Genomic DNA, 17,266 nt, shown 5'->3' on the forward strand with positions numbered 1-17,266 from the left:
CGCGAGCAGATTGAGCGTGCCCCCGCGGTTGACCGCGTCGAGCCGGGCCGCATCGACGGCCTTGGTCAGGCCGGCGGCGTGGAAGACCAGCTCCACCCCGGCCACGGCCGCGGCCAGGCGATCGGGCGCCGCGGTCACGTCGCCGGCGACGATCTCGATCGGCAGGCCGCGCAACCAGCGGCGCGACGAACTCGCGCGCAGCAGGACCCGCACCTCCATCCCCTCGGCCAGCAGCGCATCGACCAGATGCGAGCCCAGAAAACCGCTGGCACCGGTGACCAGAACCTGCATGCTCAAGCCCGCCCAGCAGCGACTTGCCAGCGCCGGTACCATTCGACCGTCCGCGCCAGCCCGGACTCCAGCCCGACCCGCGGCCGGTAACCCAGCTCGCGCTTGGCCCGCTCGCAGCCGAAATGGAAATCGCGCGCCATCAAAGCGACCCGGTAGCGGTGCACCACCGGCGCATGGCTGAAGCCGGCGCTGCGCCAGATGGTCTCCAGGCTCCAGCCGGCGGCGCGCACCATCCAGGTCGGCACGCCGATCAGCCGCGGACGGACGCCCAGGGCGCTGCAGACCGCGCTCAGGTAGGCCCGCCAGGTCACCATCCTGTCGTCGGTCAGCACGTAGCTGCGACCGGCGGCCTCGGGCCTGTGGCCGGCCAGCAGCAGGCCGTCGACCAAGTTGCCGACATAGCTGCAGCAGGTGACCGTCTCTCCGTCGCCCACCAGCGGCAAGGGGCCGCGCTCGAGTGCGGGCGCCAAATGGACGAAGGCGGTGGTGTCGCCGGGGCCGTAGATGACCGTGCCCGGCCGGATGATCACCGTCTCGAACCAACCCGCCTGCTGCGCCCGGCGCACGTGGCCTTCGGCCACCCCCTTGGCGGCGCAATAGCCGTTGGTGCGGTTGCCCAGCGGCGCGTGCTCATCCGCCGCCACGTGACCGCTGAAGGGATGGACCACCAGCGAACTCATGTGGACCAGGCGCTGCACCCCGGCTCGACGGGCGGCCTCCAACACGCAGGCGGTGCCTTCGGCGTTGACCCGCATGAAGCGATCCCAGGGGGCCCAGTCGGTGGCCAGCGCCGCCAGGTGATAGACGCTGCGCACCCCTTGCAGCGCCGGTGCCAGCGTCTCGGGCTGCAGGATGTCGCCCGGATAGACCGGTATACCCATCCGTTCCAGCGGTTCTGCGTCGGTGCCCCGCAGCACGGCCCCGCGCACGGTGCAGCCGGCCCGCAGCAAGCCGGCGCACAGGGCCTGGCCGATGAAGCCGTTGGCGCCGGTGACCAAGACCGGCGAGGCGGGTACGCGGTCGGAGGCGCTCACCGCTGCACCGCCTCTCGCCACCAGTCCACCGTGCGCCGCAGGCCCTCTTCCAGCTCCACCCGCGGTCGGTAGGCCAGTTCGCGCTTGGCGCGCTCGCAGTTGAAATGGAAATCGTCGGCCACCAGGGCGGTGCGGTAGTCGGTGATGGGCGGCGGCCGGCGGGCACCGAAGGCGCGCCACAACGCCTCGAGACCCATGCCCGCCGCCCGCGCCAGCGGACGCGGAACCGACAGGCTGCGCTCGCGTGCGCCGAAGGCGGTGATGGCGGCCGAGATGTAGTCGCGCCAGGTCAGCTTGCGGTCGTCGGTGACATTGTAGATTCGGCCGGCCGCAGCGTCGTTGGTGGCGGCGGCCAGCAGGGCATCGACCAGGTTGTCGACGTAGACCGTGCACAGCAGGGCCCGGCCGCCGATCACGTGGGTCCAGCGGCCGCGGGCCAGCAGCGGTGCCATGTCGGCAAAGGCCGTGGTGTCCTGCGGGCCGTAGACCACCACGCCAGGACGCACGATGACCGTCTCGAGCAGTCCGCGAATGCAGGCCGTGCGGACCAGATGCTCGGCCGCCACTTTGGAGGCTCCGTAGGCATAGCGCGTCTGGTCGGCCGCTGTCTGCTCGCCGGCATCCACATGGCCGCTGAAGCGGTGGACCGCCAGGCTGCTGGTGAACACCAGCCGCCGCGTCCCGGCCGCGGCGGCGGCGTCGAGCAGGTGGCGGGTGCCGTCGACGTTGATGCGGTAGAACAGCTCGCGCGGGCCCCAGTCGGTGGCCCGGCCGGCGAGGTGGAAAACGCATTCGACCCCGCTGAGCGCCCTGGCCAGACAGCCGCGATCGCGCACCGATCCGCGGACGAGTTCGATGGGCAGGCCCCGCAGGCGGTGCTCGGCGCGATGGATCAGACATCGCACCGCGTGGCCGTCGCGCAACAGGCGCCGGGTGAGCGTCGAACCGATGAATCCGTTGGCCCCGGTGACCAGAACCCGCATGCCGCTCAGCCTCCGGCGCTCGCGCAGGACCAGTCGGTCAACAGACCGAGTCCCCAGTGGATCAACCACAGGGGCCAGACCGACCGCAGGCGCAGCGCCAGGGAGCCGAACACGAAGCCGGCCACCAGCGCCGACCAGATTTCGGCCGGCGGCTTGCCGATGTGCAACAGGGTGGTGATGGCCGTCTGGACCAGGATCGCCCCGGTCGCTCCGATGTGCTCGCGCAAGCCGAACTGCAGCATGCCGCGAAAGAAGGCCTCGTAGGCCGCGTAGTAGAGAAAACCATACGCCAGCTGGTAGAGCACGAAGCGTTCGGTCGATGCACCGGCCGCGGCGGCCAGGGGGTACTCCTGCACGAAAACCGGCATGCCGCCGGCCGACAGCCCTCCCGGCAAGGCCACCAGCAGCAGCCCCAGCGGGACCACGGCGCCGAAGCCCAGGCGCCAGCGCCCCAGCCCCAGGCCCAACTCGCTCGGCCGCGCCCCGAGCGCCAAACGCGAGACCACCAGCGGCAGCAGCAAAAACAGCACGAAGGCCGCCGCGTGTTGGTACAGCGCCGCCCACCAGCCCAATTCCAGTGCATCGGCCGCCGGACAGCACAGCGGCGCCAGCGTCTCGGCGAAAAACGCGCGGCTGCCCGGTCCCAGGTGCAGCAGCACCAGGGCCAGCGCCGAAGCGGTGAGCAGCACGGCCGGCCAGCCCGCAATCAACGGCGCGAGCAGATCGCGCAGTCCGCCCCGAATGCGCTGTGCGGTAGCCGGCATGGTCGCAGCAAAGCCCATCCAGGGCGCAGATGCAAGAGCCGATGGCCTGGAGTTCGACGATCGCGCTCGGGCTTGCGCTCGCGGCTGGCTTCGGGGCACACTCGAACTATCGCGTTACGTGCGGGTCGCGACGCCACGCCGTTTGCGGCCCTTGGCTCACCGGCCCGCGAGGGCCACCGGGAGGCCAGAGATGATTCGAGGATGGCTCGTGTATTGCGGCCTGCTGCTGTCCGCGCTGGCCGGCGGCGGCTGCGACAACTGCCTCGAGCAGGGACGCAACGGGGTGCCGGCCCCGGGCGAGGACGAGTTCCAGCTGGTGTTCTCCAATATCGTCAGCCGCGAAAGCGACCTGCTGGTCGACGGGGTCGAGGTGGGCACGGTCTGCGCGGAGACCGAGTACGCCACCGTGGGCAACTTCCCGGTCGATACCCACTCGATCATCGAGATCCACAACAAGATGTCGGCCACCTACTGCGCGGTCTCGCCCAACTGCGATTCGAATTGCGATTCCCAGGTCTGCGAGGGCGATCCGGTCATCGACACCACCCCCTTCGCCGGCCAGATCTTCAGCACCGGCTTCATCTGGAGGGAATGATGCGCCGCCCGATCGACCCGAGGCGATTCGTAGTGGCCGGTTTGCTGTTGTCCTTTTGCATCGGGGGATGCGGCCGGCCCGACGTGGATTACCCCAACTTCATCCGCGACAAGATGGTGGCGGTGACCATCGCCTACGGTGTGATGGAGACCATCACGCCGGAGCTGAGCGGCGTACAGCCCGGCGACATCGAAGGCCGGGCCGACTGCCCGCACGGCGGCAGCCTGACCCTGCAGGGCACCTTCAGCGCCGGGGCGGCGCTGGACGAGTTCGACCTGGCGCTGACCGCCTCGTCCTGCAAACTCAGCGGCGACTTCGGCTTCTTCGCGGCCACGACGACCATCAGTGGACAATTGACGCTCGATTCGTCGTGGAACCGCTTCGACGGCAGGGGGTCGGATGTGCTGCGCTCGGACGAGCTGCGCATCCGCGCCGACACCGACTACCAGGGACACACCAAGCCCTTCGATCGCAGCTGTGCCTTCGACTACCACATGCTGGGCAGCGCCACCTCGGACGCCCTGTTCGGCACGCTGTGTTCCAAGCCCTACGCCGCCTCGCTCAACCACCGCGGCTGAGATGGCGCGGCCGAAACGACGACGGGCCGTCCCATTCAGGACGGCCCGACGCGCGAACGAAAAAATAAATCCGGCGGCGACCTACTCTCCCACACAGTGGCCCGTGCAGTACCATCGGCGCTGGAGGGCTTAACTTCCGAGTTCGGAATGGAATCGGGTGTGACCCCTCCGCCATCACCACCGGAAACCGTATTCGAGAAACGTTCTCACCACTCGCAAACCACCGAGCGGTGCTGTACGCGCGAGAAATGGCTCTCGCGTTCAACTCTGGCCACTTCCTGACGGACCTCTGATTCCCAGCGTCCATTTCGCGTACGAAGCGCGAATGGACGTAGCGAATCAAAGAATGGTCAAGCCACACGACCAATTAGTACTGGTCAGCTTCACGCATTGCTGCGCTTCCACCTCCAGCCTATCAACCTCCTAGTCTAGAAGGGGTCTTCAGGCTCGGCCCGAAGGCCGAGACGGGATACCTGATCTCGAGGGAGGCTTCCCGCTTAGATGCTTTCAGCGGTTATCCTTTCCGCACGTGGCTACCCAGCTATGCCCTTGGCAAGACAACTGGAGCACCAGAGGTGCGTCCATCCCGGTCCTCTCGTACTGAGGACAGCTCCTCTCAAGTATCCTGCGCCCACGACAGATAGGGACCGAACTGTCTCACGACGTTCTAAACCCAGCTCGCGTACCGCTTTAATTGGCGAACAGCCAAACCCTTGGGACCGACTTCAGCCCCAGGATGCGATGAGCCGACATCGAGGTGCCAAACCGCCTCGTCGATGTGAACTCTTGGAGGCGATCAGCCTGTTATCCCCGGGGTACCTTTTATCCGATGAGCGACGGCCTTTCCACTCAGAACCGCCGGATCACTAAGACCTGGTTTCCCACCTGCTCGACCCGTCGGTCTCGCAGTCAAGCTCCCTTATGCCTTTGCACTCTACGGCTGGTTTCCAATCAGCCTGAGGGAACCATAGCGCGCCTCCGTTACCTTTTGGGAGGCGACCGCCCCAGTCAAACTACCCACCAGACAGTGTCCTCGACCCGGGTTACGGGCCAGAGTTAGAACCCCAAACTGATCAGGGTGGTATTCCACCGGTGGCTCCACCGAATCTGACGATCCGGCTTCAAAGCCTCCCACCTATCCTCTACAAACCAATTCGAGATTCACTGTCAAGCTGTAGTAAAGGTCCACAGGGTCTTTCCGTCTTGTCGCGGGTAGACGGCATTTTCACCGCCAGTTCAATTTCGCTGAGTCCCTCGCTGAGACAGTGCGGAAGTCGTTGCGCCATTCGTGCAGGTCGGAACTTACCCGACAAGGAATTTCGCTACCTTAGGACCGTTATAGTTACGGCCGCCGTTTACCGGGGCTTCGGTTCACAGCTTCGCCCCGAAGGACTAACTGCTCCCCTTAACCTTCCGGCACCGGGCAGGCGTCAGACCCTATACGTCCTCTTACGAGTTTGCAGAGTCCTATGTTTTTAGTAAACAGTCGCTACCGCCTGGTCACTGCAACCCACTTCGGCTTCAGAAGAATAATCTTACACCTAATGTGGGCACACCTTCTCCCTAGGTTACGGTGCCAATTTGCTGAGTTCCTTAGCGAGGGTTATCTCAAGCGCCTCGGGATTCTCTCCCTGCCCACCTGCGTTGGTTTGCGGTACGGACACCGGAGCATACTCCACTGCGGGACTTTTCTTGGAAGCATAGGATCGATCAGTTTGTGCACCTAAGGTGCTCCTCTTCACCCCTCGGGGCGGTTGTCCCGTTTATTATCCAAGGACACCCCTGCGGGCTTGAACCCACATCCGACGGTGGGCTGACCTACCAATCTCCGTCCTCCCGTGCAGCTTCGATGCATACCCCAGTGGTACAGGAATATTGACCTGTTTCCCATCGCCTACGCCTTTCGGCCTCGGCTTAGGATCCGACTAACCCTGGGCGGATTAACCTTCCCCAGGAAACCTTGGGCTTCCGGCGAGCCGGTTTCTCACCGGCTTTATCGCTACTCATGTCAGCATGATCACTTCCAGAACCTCCAGCAGTCCTTTCGGTCTACCTTCACAGGCAACTGGAACGCTCCCCTACCGATCCACCGCCCCCGAAGGGGCAGCCGATCTCGCAGCTTCGGTGGTATGCTTGAGCCCCGTTATATTTTCGGCGCGGACTCACATCGACCAGTGAGCTGTTACGCTTTCTTTAAAGGATGGCTGCTTCTAAGCCAACCTCCTGGTTGTCTACGCGCTTCCACTTCCTTTCCCACTTAGCATACACTTGGGGACCTTAGCTGGCGATCTGGGCTCTTACCCTCTCGACCACGAACCTTATCGCCCGCGGTCTGACTCCCGTGATTGCTGTCAACGGCATTCGGAGTTTGGTTGGGTTTGGTAATCTGGTAGGACCCCTAGCCCATCCAGTGCTCTACCTCCGTTGCAGACACACGAGGCTATACCTAAATATATTTCGGGGAGAACCAGCTATCACCGGGTTTGATTGGCCTTTCACCCCTACCCACAGCTCATCCCATGAGTTTTCAACCTCATTGGGTTCGGACCTCTGAAGTGGTTTTACCCACTCTTCATCCTGGCCATGGGTAGCTCACCCGGCTTCGGGTCTACTCCACGCGACTAGTCGCCCTGTTCAGACTCGCTTTCGCTGCGGCTACACCTTCGGTTTCCCTAGGGCTTAACCTTGCCACGGAGAGTAAGTCGCTGACCCATTATGCAAAAGGTACGCGGTCACCCTGGTCACAGGCCGAAGCTTGCGACCATAGGGCTCCCACTGCTTGTAGGCATGCGATTTCAGGTACTATTTCACTCCCCTAAAAGGGGTACTTTTCACCTTTCCCTCACGGTACTGGTCCACTATCGGTCGTCGGGTAGTATTTAGCCTTGGGAGGTGGTCCTCCCGAATTCCCGCAGGGTTCCACGTGTCCCGCGGTACTTGGGAACGGAGGACAGGAGATTTTACCCGTTTCGCCTACAGGGCTGTCACCTTCTATGGCTGGCCTTTCCAGACCATTCGACTACGGTTCTGGCCGCGTATTAGACGGCCTCTCCCGGCGGATCCGCCACTCCGCCATCCTCTGCCCCACGACACCGTGCATACTAAGCTGACGGGCCACATGTATACACGGTTTGGGCTGTTCCCCGTTCGCTCGCCGCTACTTGGGGAATCGCTTTTGCTTTCTTTTCCTGAGGGTACTGAGATGTTTCACTTCCCCTCGTTCACCTCGCCCGGTTATGTATTGTTCCGGACGATGGGAGGTATGACCCTCCACGGGTTTCCCCATTCGGAAATCCTCGGATCAAAGCCTGTTAGCGGCTACCCGAGGCTTATCGCAGCTATCCACGTCCTTCATCGTCTCCCGACGCCAAGGCATCCGTCGCATGCCCTTACTAGCTTGACCACAACCGTATTCTCTTTCGAGGGCCGGCCGGATATACCGAACGACCTGCGGAAGTGGCCAGAGTTCAACTCGAGAACCTTCTCTTCTACTTCACGTCCTCAGCGAACATTGAACGTTTCTCTCTCTACGGCTTATCTTTTCGTCCGATTTTCAAAGAACTGCGGCTTACATGGAGCTGATCGGGCTCGAACCGACGACATCCAGCTTGCAAAGCTGGCGCTCTCCCAACTGAGCTACAGCCCCGTCATCTCCATGCAAAGAACGATGGGCCTGAGTGGATTTGAACCACCGACCTCACGCTTATCAGGCGTGCGCTCTGAACCAACTGAGCTACAGGCCCAACTCGAGGCCCGGCGAGCCACGCCTCGGTCTTTCAAAACCGGAAAGCAGTCTTCACGAGAACAACGGGATCGACCTAGGATGCCCCACCAACCCCGAAGGGTGTGGAGTAGGCTCCTTAGAAAGGAGGTGATCCAGCCGCAGGTTCCCCTACGGCTACCTTGTTACGACTTCACCCCAATTACCATTCAGACCTTGGGCGACTACCTCCCCGAAGGGTTGGAACGCCGACTTCTGGTCCAAATAGCTTTCGTGGTGTGACGGGCGGTGTGTACAAGGCCCGGGAACGTATTCACCGCGCCATGCTGATGCGCGATTACTAGCGATTCCTCCTTCATGGAGTCGAGTTGCAGACTCCAATCCGAACTGAGACCAGCTTTTTGGGATTAGCTTCCCCTCACAGGTTCGCAGCCCATTGTACCGGCCATTGTAGCACGTGTGTAGCCCCGGGCATAAGGGCCATGAGGACTTGACGTCATCCTCGCCTTCCTCCGGTTTAACACCGGCAGTCTCCTTAGAGTGCCCAACTGAATGCTGGCAACTAAGGACGAGGGTTGCGCTCGTTGCGGGACTTAACCCAACATCTCACGACACGAGCTGACGACAGCCATGCAGCACCTGTCACTGGGCTCCTGCAAAGCAGGCACTCCCCGGTTTCCTCAGGGATTCCCAGGATGTCAAGCCCGGGTAAGGTTCTGCGCGTTGCGTCGAATTGAACCACATGCTCCACCGCTTGTGCGGGGCCCCGTCAATTCCTTTGAGTTTCAGCCTTGCGACCGTACTCCCCAGGCGGGGTACTTAGTGCGTTAACTGCGGCACAGGAGGGGTCAGTACCTCCTACACCTAGTACCCATCGTTTACGGCTGGGACTACCAGGGTATCTAATCCTGTTCGCTCCCCCAGCTTTCGCGCCTCAGCGTCAGCTGTGGCCCAGAAGGCCGCCTTCGCTACTGGTGTTCTTCCTGATATCTACGCATTCCACCGCTACACCAGGAATTCCGCCTTCCTCTACCAAGCTCAAGGACCGCAGTTTCGACCGCAGTTCACCGGTTAAGCCGGTGGATTTCACGGCCGACCCACGATCCCGCCTGCGCGCCCTTTACGCCCAGTAAATCCGAATAACGCTTGACCCCTCCGTATTACCGCGGCTGCTGGCACGGAGTTAGCCGGGTCTTTCTTCAGGGGCAACGTCAGACACCCAGTCTATTCAACTGGATGCTTTCTCCCCCCTGGACAGGACTTTACAACCCGAAGGCCTTCATCGTCCACGCGGCGTCGCACTGTCGGGCTTGCGCCCATTGCAGATGCCTCTCGACTGCTGCCTCCCTTAGGAGTCTGGGCAGTATCTCAATCCCAGTGTGGCTGACCACCCTCTCAGGCCAGCTACCCATCATCGCCTTGGTGAGCCGTTACCTCACCAACAAGCTAATAGGACTCGGGGCGATCCTCGAACGGCACCTTGAATCAGAGGGCACCTTTCATCACATGGCCATGCGACCTCGTGATCACATGCGGAATTTACGTCTTTCGGACATGTTCCCCATTCGAGGGCACGTTCCCCAAGCGCTACTCACCAGTTCGCCACTCTACTCCGGTTTCCGAAGAATCCGTTTCGCGTTCGACTTGCATGCCTAATCCACGCCGCCAGCGTTCATTCTGAGCCAGGATCAAACTCTCCGTTGTAGTTCTGATCCTTTGTGCCGCCCCACACCGTGGGACGGCCCGTTATCGGACCTATGCTAGAAACCCATGTGGACCACGCTCCCAAAGGAGCGCAGCGCCACGGGGCCCTGCCGGGATGGCTCGTACTGACACGCTATTCAAATGTCAAAGAGCTAAGTTTTCCCAGTCCCGGTCACGTCGTACCGGGCCTTTGCAACCCTGCTAGTGTAGTCATCCGCCCCGGTGCTGTCAAGCGGAAATTCGAGGTTTCGACGTTTTTCTTACCGGGACGATCCTAGCTCTCCTCGAGAGCCACGTTCTCCGGAACCACACGGACGAAGCGTCGCTTCCCGGCCTGCAGAAGCACCGGCTCCCGAACGGAGACTGTGGAGTCTACATCAGTGACCTGCATCCCGTCAAGCCGAATTCCGCCCTGCTTGATGAGACGCCTCGCTTCACCGTTCGACTTCGCCAGGCCCGCCGCTCTGACGAGCGCCACGATCCAGACGGCCTCCGGATCATCCTGCCCCTCGATCCGGATGGCGGGCTCGGGTATGTCATCGGGAGTGCCGCCCGAGACGAACATGCGGTCGAACTCCTGCTCCGCATCCCGCGCGGCGCGTTCATCATGATAGAGCGCCACGAGCTCCCGCGCAAGTCTGCGCTTCACATCACGCGGGTTCGTTCTCTCCCGGTCCAGCTCGCCCTTGATCGTCGCGACCTCATCCGGCAGGAGCTCCGTGGCCAGCTCGAAGTACCTCACGATCATGTCGTCGGGTATCGACATCGTCTTGCCGTAGATCTCCCGCGGCGGCTCGGAGATGCCGATGTAGTTTCCGATGCTCTTGCTCATTCTCCGTACGCCGTCGGTTCCCTCGAGGACCGGCAGGAGCATCACGACCTGCGGCTCGATCGCGTACGCCTTCTGAAGCTCGCGGCCGACGAGGCAGTTGAACTTCTGCTCAGTCGCACCGAGCTCGACGTCGGAACGGATCGCCACCGAGTCGTACCCCTGCATCAGCGGATAGAACAGCTCGTGGATGCTGATCGGTTCCTCGTTCCTGAAGCGCGTCGTGAAGTCGTCGCGCTCGAGAATGCGCGCGATGGTGTAACGTCCGGCGAGGTCCATCACATCGGCGAACGACATCTTCGAGAACCACGCTCCATTCATCACGACCTCGAGCTTCTCGGGATCGGGGTCGACGATCGAATGCAGCTGCTCCTGATACGTAACGGCGTTCTCCATCACCTGCTCGTGCGTGAGGCGCGGACGCGTCTCCGACCGTTCCGTCGGGTCGCCGATCATCCCGGTGTAGTCGCCGATGATCACGACGACGCGGTGACCGAGGTCCTGGAACGCCCGGAGCTTTCTGAGTCCGATGGCGTGGCCCAGGTGGAGGTCGGGCGCGCTCGGGTCGAATCCCTGCTTCACCCGGAGCTGCCTTCCCTCGCGGACGGAGGTCTCGAGTTTCCGCTCGAGGTCCTCCGGCTTGATGACCTCGACCGTACCGTCGAGCAGGATGTCCATCTGGCGCTTCACGGACAGCATGATGTTCCCCGGAACTCACGTTGCAGCTGTGTTCAGGCCTCGACCGGACCCGAAGGACGCGGGCGAACAGAACGACGCCCCCGCGCGTCAGATGACCGATGGCCAGGGGCGGACTTGACTGCATATTACATACCAGCCGGGGCGACACACACGCAAGCGGAAAACGGCCCTCAGCGGGGCCGTGCGGGCCTCTGAGAACGTGTCAGGCAACGGCTCGTAAGGCCCCGAGAACCCCTCGGCGTCCCCCGCGGCGCCGGGTAGCCCGTCGTCTTGACTTGCCGCGTCCACTCGGGTACCGTCCTTGAGGCCCCCCTCACAAGGGGACGTCGTCTTCCTGGAGAGCTCTCACATGATGAAGCGCTGGCTCATCGTCTTCGGCATCGTGCTCGCGGGCCTCTCGCTCGCGACCGTCGTCGCCATCCTCTTCCTCTCGCGGGACCTCCCCTCGCCGTCGCTGCTCGAGTCGGTCGAGCCGACGGTGGGCACGACCGTGTACGACCGGAACGGGGAGATCCTCCACGAGTTCTTCCGCGAGAACCGGGTCGTCGTGCCGCTTGATGACATCTCCCCCTTCATGATCGCGGCGATCACCTCGACCGAGGACCAGGAGTTCCGGGAGCACTGGGGGATCGACGTATACGCGATCATCCGCGCAGCTCTCACGAACGTTCGTGCCGGGCGTGTGGTCCAGGGCGCCAGCACCATCACCCAGCAGCTGGCCAGGGACCTCTTCCTGACCCAGGAGGTCAGCCTCACCCGAAAGCTCAGAGAGGCGCTGCTGGCCCTCCGCATCGAGCAGACGTACTCGAAGGACAGGATCCTCGAGCTCTACCTCAATCAGATCTACTTCGGCGGCGGCGCCTACGGCGTCGAGGCGGCGGCGCAGGACCTCTTCGGCAGGAGCTCGTCGGAACTCGAGCTCGCGGAGGCGGCGCTTCTCGCGGGACTCCCGAAGAACCCGAGTGGATACTCGCCGCGCAGACACCCCGAGAGGGCGCGCGAGAGGAGGAGCCTCGTCCTCGACATGATGGTCGCCGCCGGCAGGATAGCGCCCGACGAGGCCGCGGCGGCGGACACCGTGAGCATCGAGCTCAGGCCCGAGGAGGAGGAACTCGGACACCGCGCCTACTACATTGAGCACGTCCGCCGCGACGTCATCGGACGGTACGGCGCCGAGGCGCTCTACTCGGGCGGCCTGAGCATCTACACGACGCTCGACTCGGCGCTCCAGGACACGGCCGAGGCGATCCTGGAGGAGCGCTTCGCACGACTCGAGGAGGAGTACGACTTCCCCTTCAAGCGCGGCGAGCCGTTCGATCCGGACACGACGCAGCACATCCCCTATGTTCAGGGCGCGCTGCTGGCGGTCGATGTCCGCACGGGCGGCATTCTGGCGATGGTGGGAGGACGCGACTACCGGGACAGCCAGTTCAACCGGGCCACCCAGGCGCCCCGCCAGCCCGGCTCGGGCTTCAAGCCGTTCGTCTACACGGCCGCCATCGACAACGGATTCTCACCGGCCGACACGCTGCTCGACGCTCCGGTGCTCATTCCCGGCGCCGGCCCGCCCATCGTTTTCGACGAGCTGGACCCGCCGGTCGAGCTGCCGACCGACTGGTCGCCCGAGAACTACTCTCGCGAGTTCCACGGAACCGTCCGTCTCCGCTACGCCCTCAAGCGCTCTATCAACATCCCGGCCATCAAGCTGGGCCTTCTCGTCGGACCGGACGTCATCGCCGACTACGCCCGGAGGATGGGCATCACGACGCCGCTCCACCCGGTCTTTTCGCTGCCGCTGGGGAGCGGAGAGGTCCTTCTCATCGACATGGTGCGGGCCTACGGCGTGCTCGCCAACCAGGGAGTCCGTCTGGAGCCGTACGCCATCGAGCGCATCGAGGACCGCTCGGGCAATGTCCTCGAGACCCACGCCGTGCGAAGCCGCGAGGTGCTCTCGGCGCAGACTGCGTACGTCGTCACGAGCATGATGGAAAGCGTGATCAACAGCGGGACGGGATGGGCGGCCCGGGCGTGGGGCTTCCGGCACCCGGCTGCCGGCAAGACGGGCACGACGAACGACTGCACCGACGCATGGTTCGTCGGGTTCACGCCGAACGTCATCTGCGGCGTGTGGGGCGGCTTCGACGACAGGTCGTCGATGGGTCCGAAGATGACCGGCGCCCGCGTGGCGCTTCCGGTGTGGACCGAGTTCATGAAGACCGCGCACGCCGGGCTCCCCAGGGAGCCGTTCGAGCCCCCGCCCGGCATCGTAACGCGGACGATCTGCACAAAGACCGGAGCACTCGCGACCGAGGATTGCCCCGAGACCCTTGAGGAGGTCTTCCCTCAGGGCGCCGAACCGGTCCGCCACTGCGAGCGCCACGCGCCCGAGGAGCGGGAGCCGGAGCCGCGAACGGGGATCTTCGGCCTCTGAGCGTGTCTGATGGCAGCCCCCCGGGGCCGCTCACGCGTCGTCCTGCGATGGACCGCCCAGATCTCCGATGATGGTCGCCCTCTTCTCGGGCGGCTCCTCACCGACATCGAACGCACCGAGGACCACATCGACGGCCTCGTCGGCAGCTACGTCGGTCGCGGCGTGGATGACCGCGAGAGGTTCTCCCTGCTCTACCTTCGTCCCGACGGGCGCAGCGATGACGATCCCGACGGCGGGGTCGACCGGGTCGCCAAGCCGCAATCGGCCGGCGCCCAGCCGGACCGACGCCCTGCCGACCGCCAGCGCGTCCACCGAGCGCACAAACCCGTTCGACGCGGAAGCGACGGCCCGCGTCACCGCCGCCCGCGGCAGGAGCCCCGGATCGTCAACAACCCGGGCCTCGCCGCCCTGAGCATTGACGAAGTCCCTGAAGCGCTCGAGGGCGCGTCCCTCGTCGAGGGCCGCGGCCGCGAGCCCGTGGGCCTGCGTCGCCGACTCCGCGAGTCCTCCGACATGAACCATGGCCGCGGCCAGGGCGAGGCTCGTCTCGCGGACGTCGTCCGGTCCGCCTCCGCGAAGCACCTCGAGCGACTCGGCAACCTCGAGAGCGTTCCCGACGGCCCGCCCCACCGGTGCGTTCATGTCCGTCAGAAGAGCCCGCGCGGGCAGGCCGAGGCTCGACGCTGTGTCGATGAGCGCACGCGCCAGCTCTCTCCCCTTCTCCGTGTCCGGCATGAACGCGCCGCGTCCGACCTTGACGTCGAGGACCAGTCCCTCGAGGTCGGCCGCGAGCTTCTTCGAGAGGATGCTCGCCACGATGAGCGGCACGCACTCGACGGTGGCCGTGACGTCTCTCAGTGCGTACATCCTCCGGTCGGCCGGTGCCACGCTCTCGGACTGTCCGACGATGGCGAAACCGATGTCCGAGACGATCCGTTCGAACGCCTCCTCCGAGAAGTCAGTGGAGAGACCGGGGATCGACTCGAGCTTGTCAAGCGTGCCGCCCGTGTGGCCGAGCCCCCGTCCGGAGATCATCGGGACGCGCACGCCGCACGCGGCGGCGACCGGCGCGACGATGAGCGACAGCTTGTCTCCGACGCCGCCTGTCGAGTGCTTGTCGATGCGGGGCGAGCCCAGAGCCGACAGGTCCATGGTGCGCCCGCTCTCCAGCATGACTGAGGTCAGCCACACGGTCTCCTGAGTCGTCATGCCGCGGAAGTAGACCGCCATCAGGAAGGCCGACATCTGGTAGTCGGCGACCCCTCCGTCGAGGTAGCTCTCGACGAACGTCTGGAGCTCGCGGCGCGTCAGCTCCCCGCCGTCGCGCTTCCGCTTGATGGTCTCGTACGGTGTCACTGTACCCTCCGAAAACAGCGCGGCCGGCGGCGCGCCGCCGGCCGTGGGCCCGACCCGCAGGCCACCGCTCAGTCGTTCTCGGCACCCTCGAGAAGGGCGGGCCCCGCACTCGCTCCGATCCTGTTCGCCCCGGCCTCGATCATGGCGGCCGCCGTCTCAAAGTCGCGTATGCCGCCGGCAGCCTTCACCCCCGCGGCCTCACCGACGGCGCGGCGCATCAGCGCTACATCCTCGGCCGTGGCTCCGCCCGGACCGAAGCCGGTCGACGTCTTGACGAAATCGACCCCCTGGTCGACCGCGATCCTGCACGCCGTCTCCTTCTGCTCGTCGGAGAGCAGCGCCGCCTCAATGATCACCTTCAGCGCGGCCCGACCCTTGCACGACCTCATGACGGCGGCGATGTCGTTGGCAACGAGTGTCTCGTCGCCGGAGAGCAGCGCTCCGACGTTCATCACCATGTCGATCTCGGTCGCCCCGTCCTGGATCGCACGCGCCGCCTCGACGGACTTGACGTCCGGTATCGACGCGCCGAGGGGAAAGCCGGCGACACTGCACACGCCGGGCTCCTTCCCTTTGAGAATCCGCGACGCCAGCTCAACCCGACACGGGTTGACGCAGACGGTCCGGAAGCCGTGTTCGACAGCCTCGGAGCAGAGTCGCTCGATGTCCTCGTCCGTCGCGCCGGGCTTGAGAAGTGTGTGATCGATCATGGCAGCCAGCTCAGCTCTCGTCATGGAACCTCCGTTCTCTCAGTGATCGTTCACTGTGGTCTCGTAGGATGTGAACGGCTTCGGATAGAGTTCCCTGAGCGTCGTCTCCGCAACGTGTCCGTCGACCGTGCCCACGAGCACACGAAGGTCTTCGCCGAACTCCCAGAGCACCTGCCGACACACGCCGCAGGGCATGGTAGGCTCCGGCGCGTCGGTGACGATCGCCAGGGTCCTGAAGTCGCGGGCGCCTGCCGCGACGGCGGCCGCCACGGCGTTCCGCTCCGCACAGACCGAGAGCCCGATCGATGCGTTCTCGACGTTCACGCCCGTGAAGACCCGTCCGTCGGCCGTCTCGAGGGCGGCTCCGACGGCGAAGCCCGAGTACGGTGCGTGCGCGTGGTCCCGCGCAGCGCGCGCTCGATCGAGAAGCTCTCTGTCCTCCACGCCGTCCTCCCGTCCGCGGAACGCGGTTCAGGGAAACCCGGCCCCCGCCCGGTCTCCGAATCGAATGAGGGGCAGCCACCGTACCGGGCGGCTGCCCCTCGAAGAACCGAACACCCTGATGGGCGGGATGCTAGTTCCCGAACATCATGGTGAGCGAGATCCTGTGCGTAGCCTCGAGGTCCTCGTAGTCCGCATAGGTGTAGTCGAGCTGGAAGTCGCTGTACTTGAACCCGGCGCCGTAGGTCAGGTTGCCCTGCTCCATGCCGCTCCGGTACCCGGCGCGGAGCGCCAGCGTCTTGTACAGCCAGACCTCACCACCCACCGCGAACTGCGCGTCCTGATCCTTCGGCATCAGCGCATCGGCTCCGACCATCACGTCGACGTTCGGGATCTGGTCCTCGACGGTCGTGTACGACACGCCGCCCGCGAACGTCATGGTCTGGTCGTACGCCTCCTCCTCGAACTCGACCTGCGTCCCGATGTTCCGGGCCGTCAGCCCGATGTGGACCTGCCTGTCCATCAGGTGGTAGAGACCACCGACGTTCAGACCGATCGCGGTCGCGGTGTCCTCGTCGAGGCTGCCCTGGATCACGTGACCCGAGACACCGACATCCAGATCGCAGAGATTCGGGAACTGGAAGCCGTAGCCGCCGACGAAACCGAAGTTGTAAGCCTCGGCCGACGCGTCGGGGTCGATCGTCCCGTACATGTCGGTCACCGAGGAGACGCCGCCCATGTCGAAATACGCGAGACCCATCGCGAGTCCGCCCATTCCGGAGGGCATGCCGTAACCGAGGTAACTGTATGAAGCGTCGGCGAGCCACTCGATCTGGCTGACGCCGAGACCCATCCGGTCGATGCCCGCGAGCCCCGCCGGATTGTACGTGAGGCTCCACATGTCGCCCGGAGCGGCCGTGTACGCCGCCACAGCGCTCGGTCCTGCGCCGACCCCGATCGCGAAGACGTCGAGGTAGGTGCTTCCCGCCGTACCGTCTTCTGCGACGGACGTGCTGGCAACCAGCATCACGGTCACCAGTACGAGGGCAGGAAGACCAAGCTTTCTAGCCATATTCCAACCTCCTTGCTTCCTCGGGCGATGCCGGGGCCCCGCGTTCCGGGAGCCCCGG

12 protein-coding genes, 2 tRNA genes and 3 rRNA genes are annotated in these 17,266 nt (G+C 64.4%); 3 read left to right on the forward strand and 14 right to left on the reverse strand.

Features of this window, described 5'->3' with window-relative positions:
- The 4 genes from GF405_08770 to GF405_08785 form a co-directional block, all read right to left on the reverse strand.
- On the reverse strand, positions 1-333 hold a 333-nt coding region (locus GF405_08770), incomplete at its 3' end, for an NAD-dependent epimerase/dehydratase family protein (GenBank protein ID MBD3368246.1).
- A complete protein-coding gene (locus GF405_08775; protein MBD3368247.1) occupies positions 294-1,505 on the reverse strand; it encodes an NAD-dependent epimerase/dehydratase family protein in 1,212 nt (403 codons plus the stop codon). The genes GF405_08770 and GF405_08775, both read right to left, overlap by 40 nt.
- Positions 1,322-2,308: an NAD-dependent epimerase/dehydratase family protein gene (locus GF405_08780; protein ID MBD3368248.1), complete on the reverse strand. Its 987-nt coding sequence runs from the start codon at positions 2,306-2,308 to the stop codon at positions 1,322-1,324. Before GF405_08780 ends, GF405_08775 begins: the two co-directional genes overlap by 184 nt.
- 5 nt (positions 2,309-2,313) lie before the next feature.
- Positions 2,314-3,090, reverse strand: a complete 777-nt coding sequence (locus GF405_08785) for a CPBP family intramembrane metalloprotease (protein MBD3368249.1) — start codon at positions 3,088-3,090, stop codon at positions 2,314-2,316.
- Between the two features lie 172 nt (positions 3,091-3,262).
- Between GF405_08785 and GF405_08790 the strand changes: the two genes are divergently transcribed.
- Both GF405_08790 and GF405_08795 read left to right on the forward strand, forming a co-directional pair.
- On the forward strand, positions 3,263-3,667 hold the full coding sequence (locus GF405_08790; GenBank protein ID MBD3368250.1) for a hypothetical protein: 405 nt from the start codon (positions 3,263-3,265) through the stop codon (positions 3,665-3,667).
- Complete coding sequence (locus tag GF405_08795; protein ID MBD3368251.1) at positions 3,667-4,245, forward strand: hypothetical protein; 579 nt, start codon at positions 3,667-3,669, stop codon at positions 4,243-4,245. The genes GF405_08790 and GF405_08795 overlap by 1 nt, the downstream gene beginning before the upstream one ends.
- A 68-nt stretch (positions 4,246-4,313) precedes the next feature.
- Here the strand turns inward: GF405_08795 and rrf are convergent.
- The 6 genes from rrf to GF405_08825 form a co-directional block, all read right to left on the reverse strand.
- Positions 4,314-4,430 (reverse strand): 5S ribosomal RNA (gene rrf / locus GF405_08800).
- 161 nt (positions 4,431-4,591) lie between these two features.
- A 23S ribosomal RNA gene (locus GF405_08805) occupies positions 4,592-7,650 on the reverse strand.
- 168 nt (positions 7,651-7,818) lie between these two features.
- Positions 7,819-7,891 (reverse strand) — tRNA-Ala (locus GF405_08810).
- A gap of 22 nt (positions 7,892-7,913) precedes the next feature.
- Positions 7,914-7,988, reverse strand: a tRNA-Ile gene (locus GF405_08815).
- Between the two features lie 118 nt (positions 7,989-8,106).
- Positions 8,107-9,666 (reverse strand): 16S ribosomal RNA (locus tag GF405_08820).
- Together the 16S, 23S and 5S rRNA genes with 2 tRNA genes alongside form the textbook arrangement of a ribosomal RNA operon.
- A gap of 278 nt (positions 9,667-9,944) precedes the next feature.
- Entirely contained in the window at positions 9,945-11,198 is a 1,254-nt protein-coding gene (locus GF405_08825) for a tyrosine--tRNA ligase (GenBank protein ID MBD3368252.1), read from the reverse strand.
- A 349-nt stretch (positions 11,199-11,547) separates the two neighbouring features.
- On the opposite strand from GF405_08825, the gene GF405_08830 reads away from it, so the two are divergent.
- Complete coding sequence (locus GF405_08830; GenBank protein MBD3368253.1) at positions 11,548-13,629, forward strand: PBP1A family penicillin-binding protein; 2,082 nt, start codon at positions 11,548-11,550, stop codon at positions 13,627-13,629.
- 30 nt (positions 13,630-13,659) lie between these two features.
- Here GF405_08830 and GF405_08835 read toward each other — a convergent pair whose 3' ends face one another.
- The 4 genes from GF405_08835 to GF405_08850 form a co-directional block, all read right to left on the reverse strand.
- A complete protein-coding gene (locus GF405_08835; protein ID MBD3368254.1) occupies positions 13,660-14,985 on the reverse strand; it encodes a thymidine phosphorylase in 1,326 nt (441 codons plus the stop codon).
- Positions 14,986-15,053: 68 nt separating this feature from the next.
- A complete protein-coding gene (gene deoC, locus GF405_08840; GenBank protein ID MBD3368255.1) occupies positions 15,054-15,719 on the reverse strand; it encodes a deoxyribose-phosphate aldolase in 666 nt (221 codons plus the stop codon).
- A gap of 15 nt (positions 15,720-15,734) precedes the next feature.
- Positions 15,735-16,139 carry a cytidine deaminase gene (locus GF405_08845; GenBank protein ID MBD3368256.1) on the reverse strand — a complete coding sequence of 135 codons (405 nt, stop codon included), beginning with the start codon at positions 16,137-16,139 and terminating at the stop codon, positions 15,735-15,737.
- A gap of 130 nt (positions 16,140-16,269) precedes the next feature.
- Positions 16,270-17,208, reverse strand: a complete 939-nt coding sequence (locus GF405_08850; protein MBD3368257.1) for a PorV/PorQ family protein — start codon at positions 17,206-17,208, stop codon at positions 16,270-16,272.
- Positions 17,209-17,266 lie beyond the last annotated feature (58 nt).

It is taken from the genome of Candidatus Effluviviaceae Genus V sp., assembly GCA_014728125.1.
Classification (GTDB): Bacteria; Joyebacterota; Joyebacteria; order Joyebacterales; family Joyebacteraceae; genus WJMD01.

Coding starts and splice junctions, on each gene's coding strand:
- GF405_08780 (MBD3368248.1), bottom strand. CDS start 2,308: ATGCGGGTTCTGGTCACCGGGGCCAACGGATTCATCGGTTCGACGCTC.
- GF405_08785 (MBD3368249.1), bottom strand. CDS start 3,090: ATGGGCTTTGCTGCGACCATGCCGGCTACCGCACAGCGCATTCGGGGC.
- GF405_08790 (MBD3368250.1), top strand. CDS start 3,263: ATGATTCGAGGATGGCTCGTGTATTGCGGCCTGCTGCTGTCCGCGCTG.
- GF405_08795 (MBD3368251.1), top strand. CDS start 3,667: ATGCGCCGCCCGATCGACCCGAGGCGATTCGTAGTGGCCGGTTTGCTG.
- GF405_08825 (MBD3368252.1), bottom strand. CDS start 11,198: ATGCTGTCCGTGAAGCGCCAGATGGACATCCTGCTCGACGGTACGGTC.
- GF405_08830 (MBD3368253.1), top strand. CDS start 11,548: ATGATGAAGCGCTGGCTCATCGTCTTCGGCATCGTGCTCGCGGGCCTC.
- deoC (MBD3368255.1), bottom strand. CDS start 15,719: ATGACGAGAGCTGAGCTGGCTGCCATGATCGATCACACACTTCTCAAG.
- GF405_08850 (MBD3368257.1), bottom strand. CDS start 17,208: ATGGCTAGAAAGCTTGGTCTTCCTGCCCTCGTACTGGTGACCGTGATG.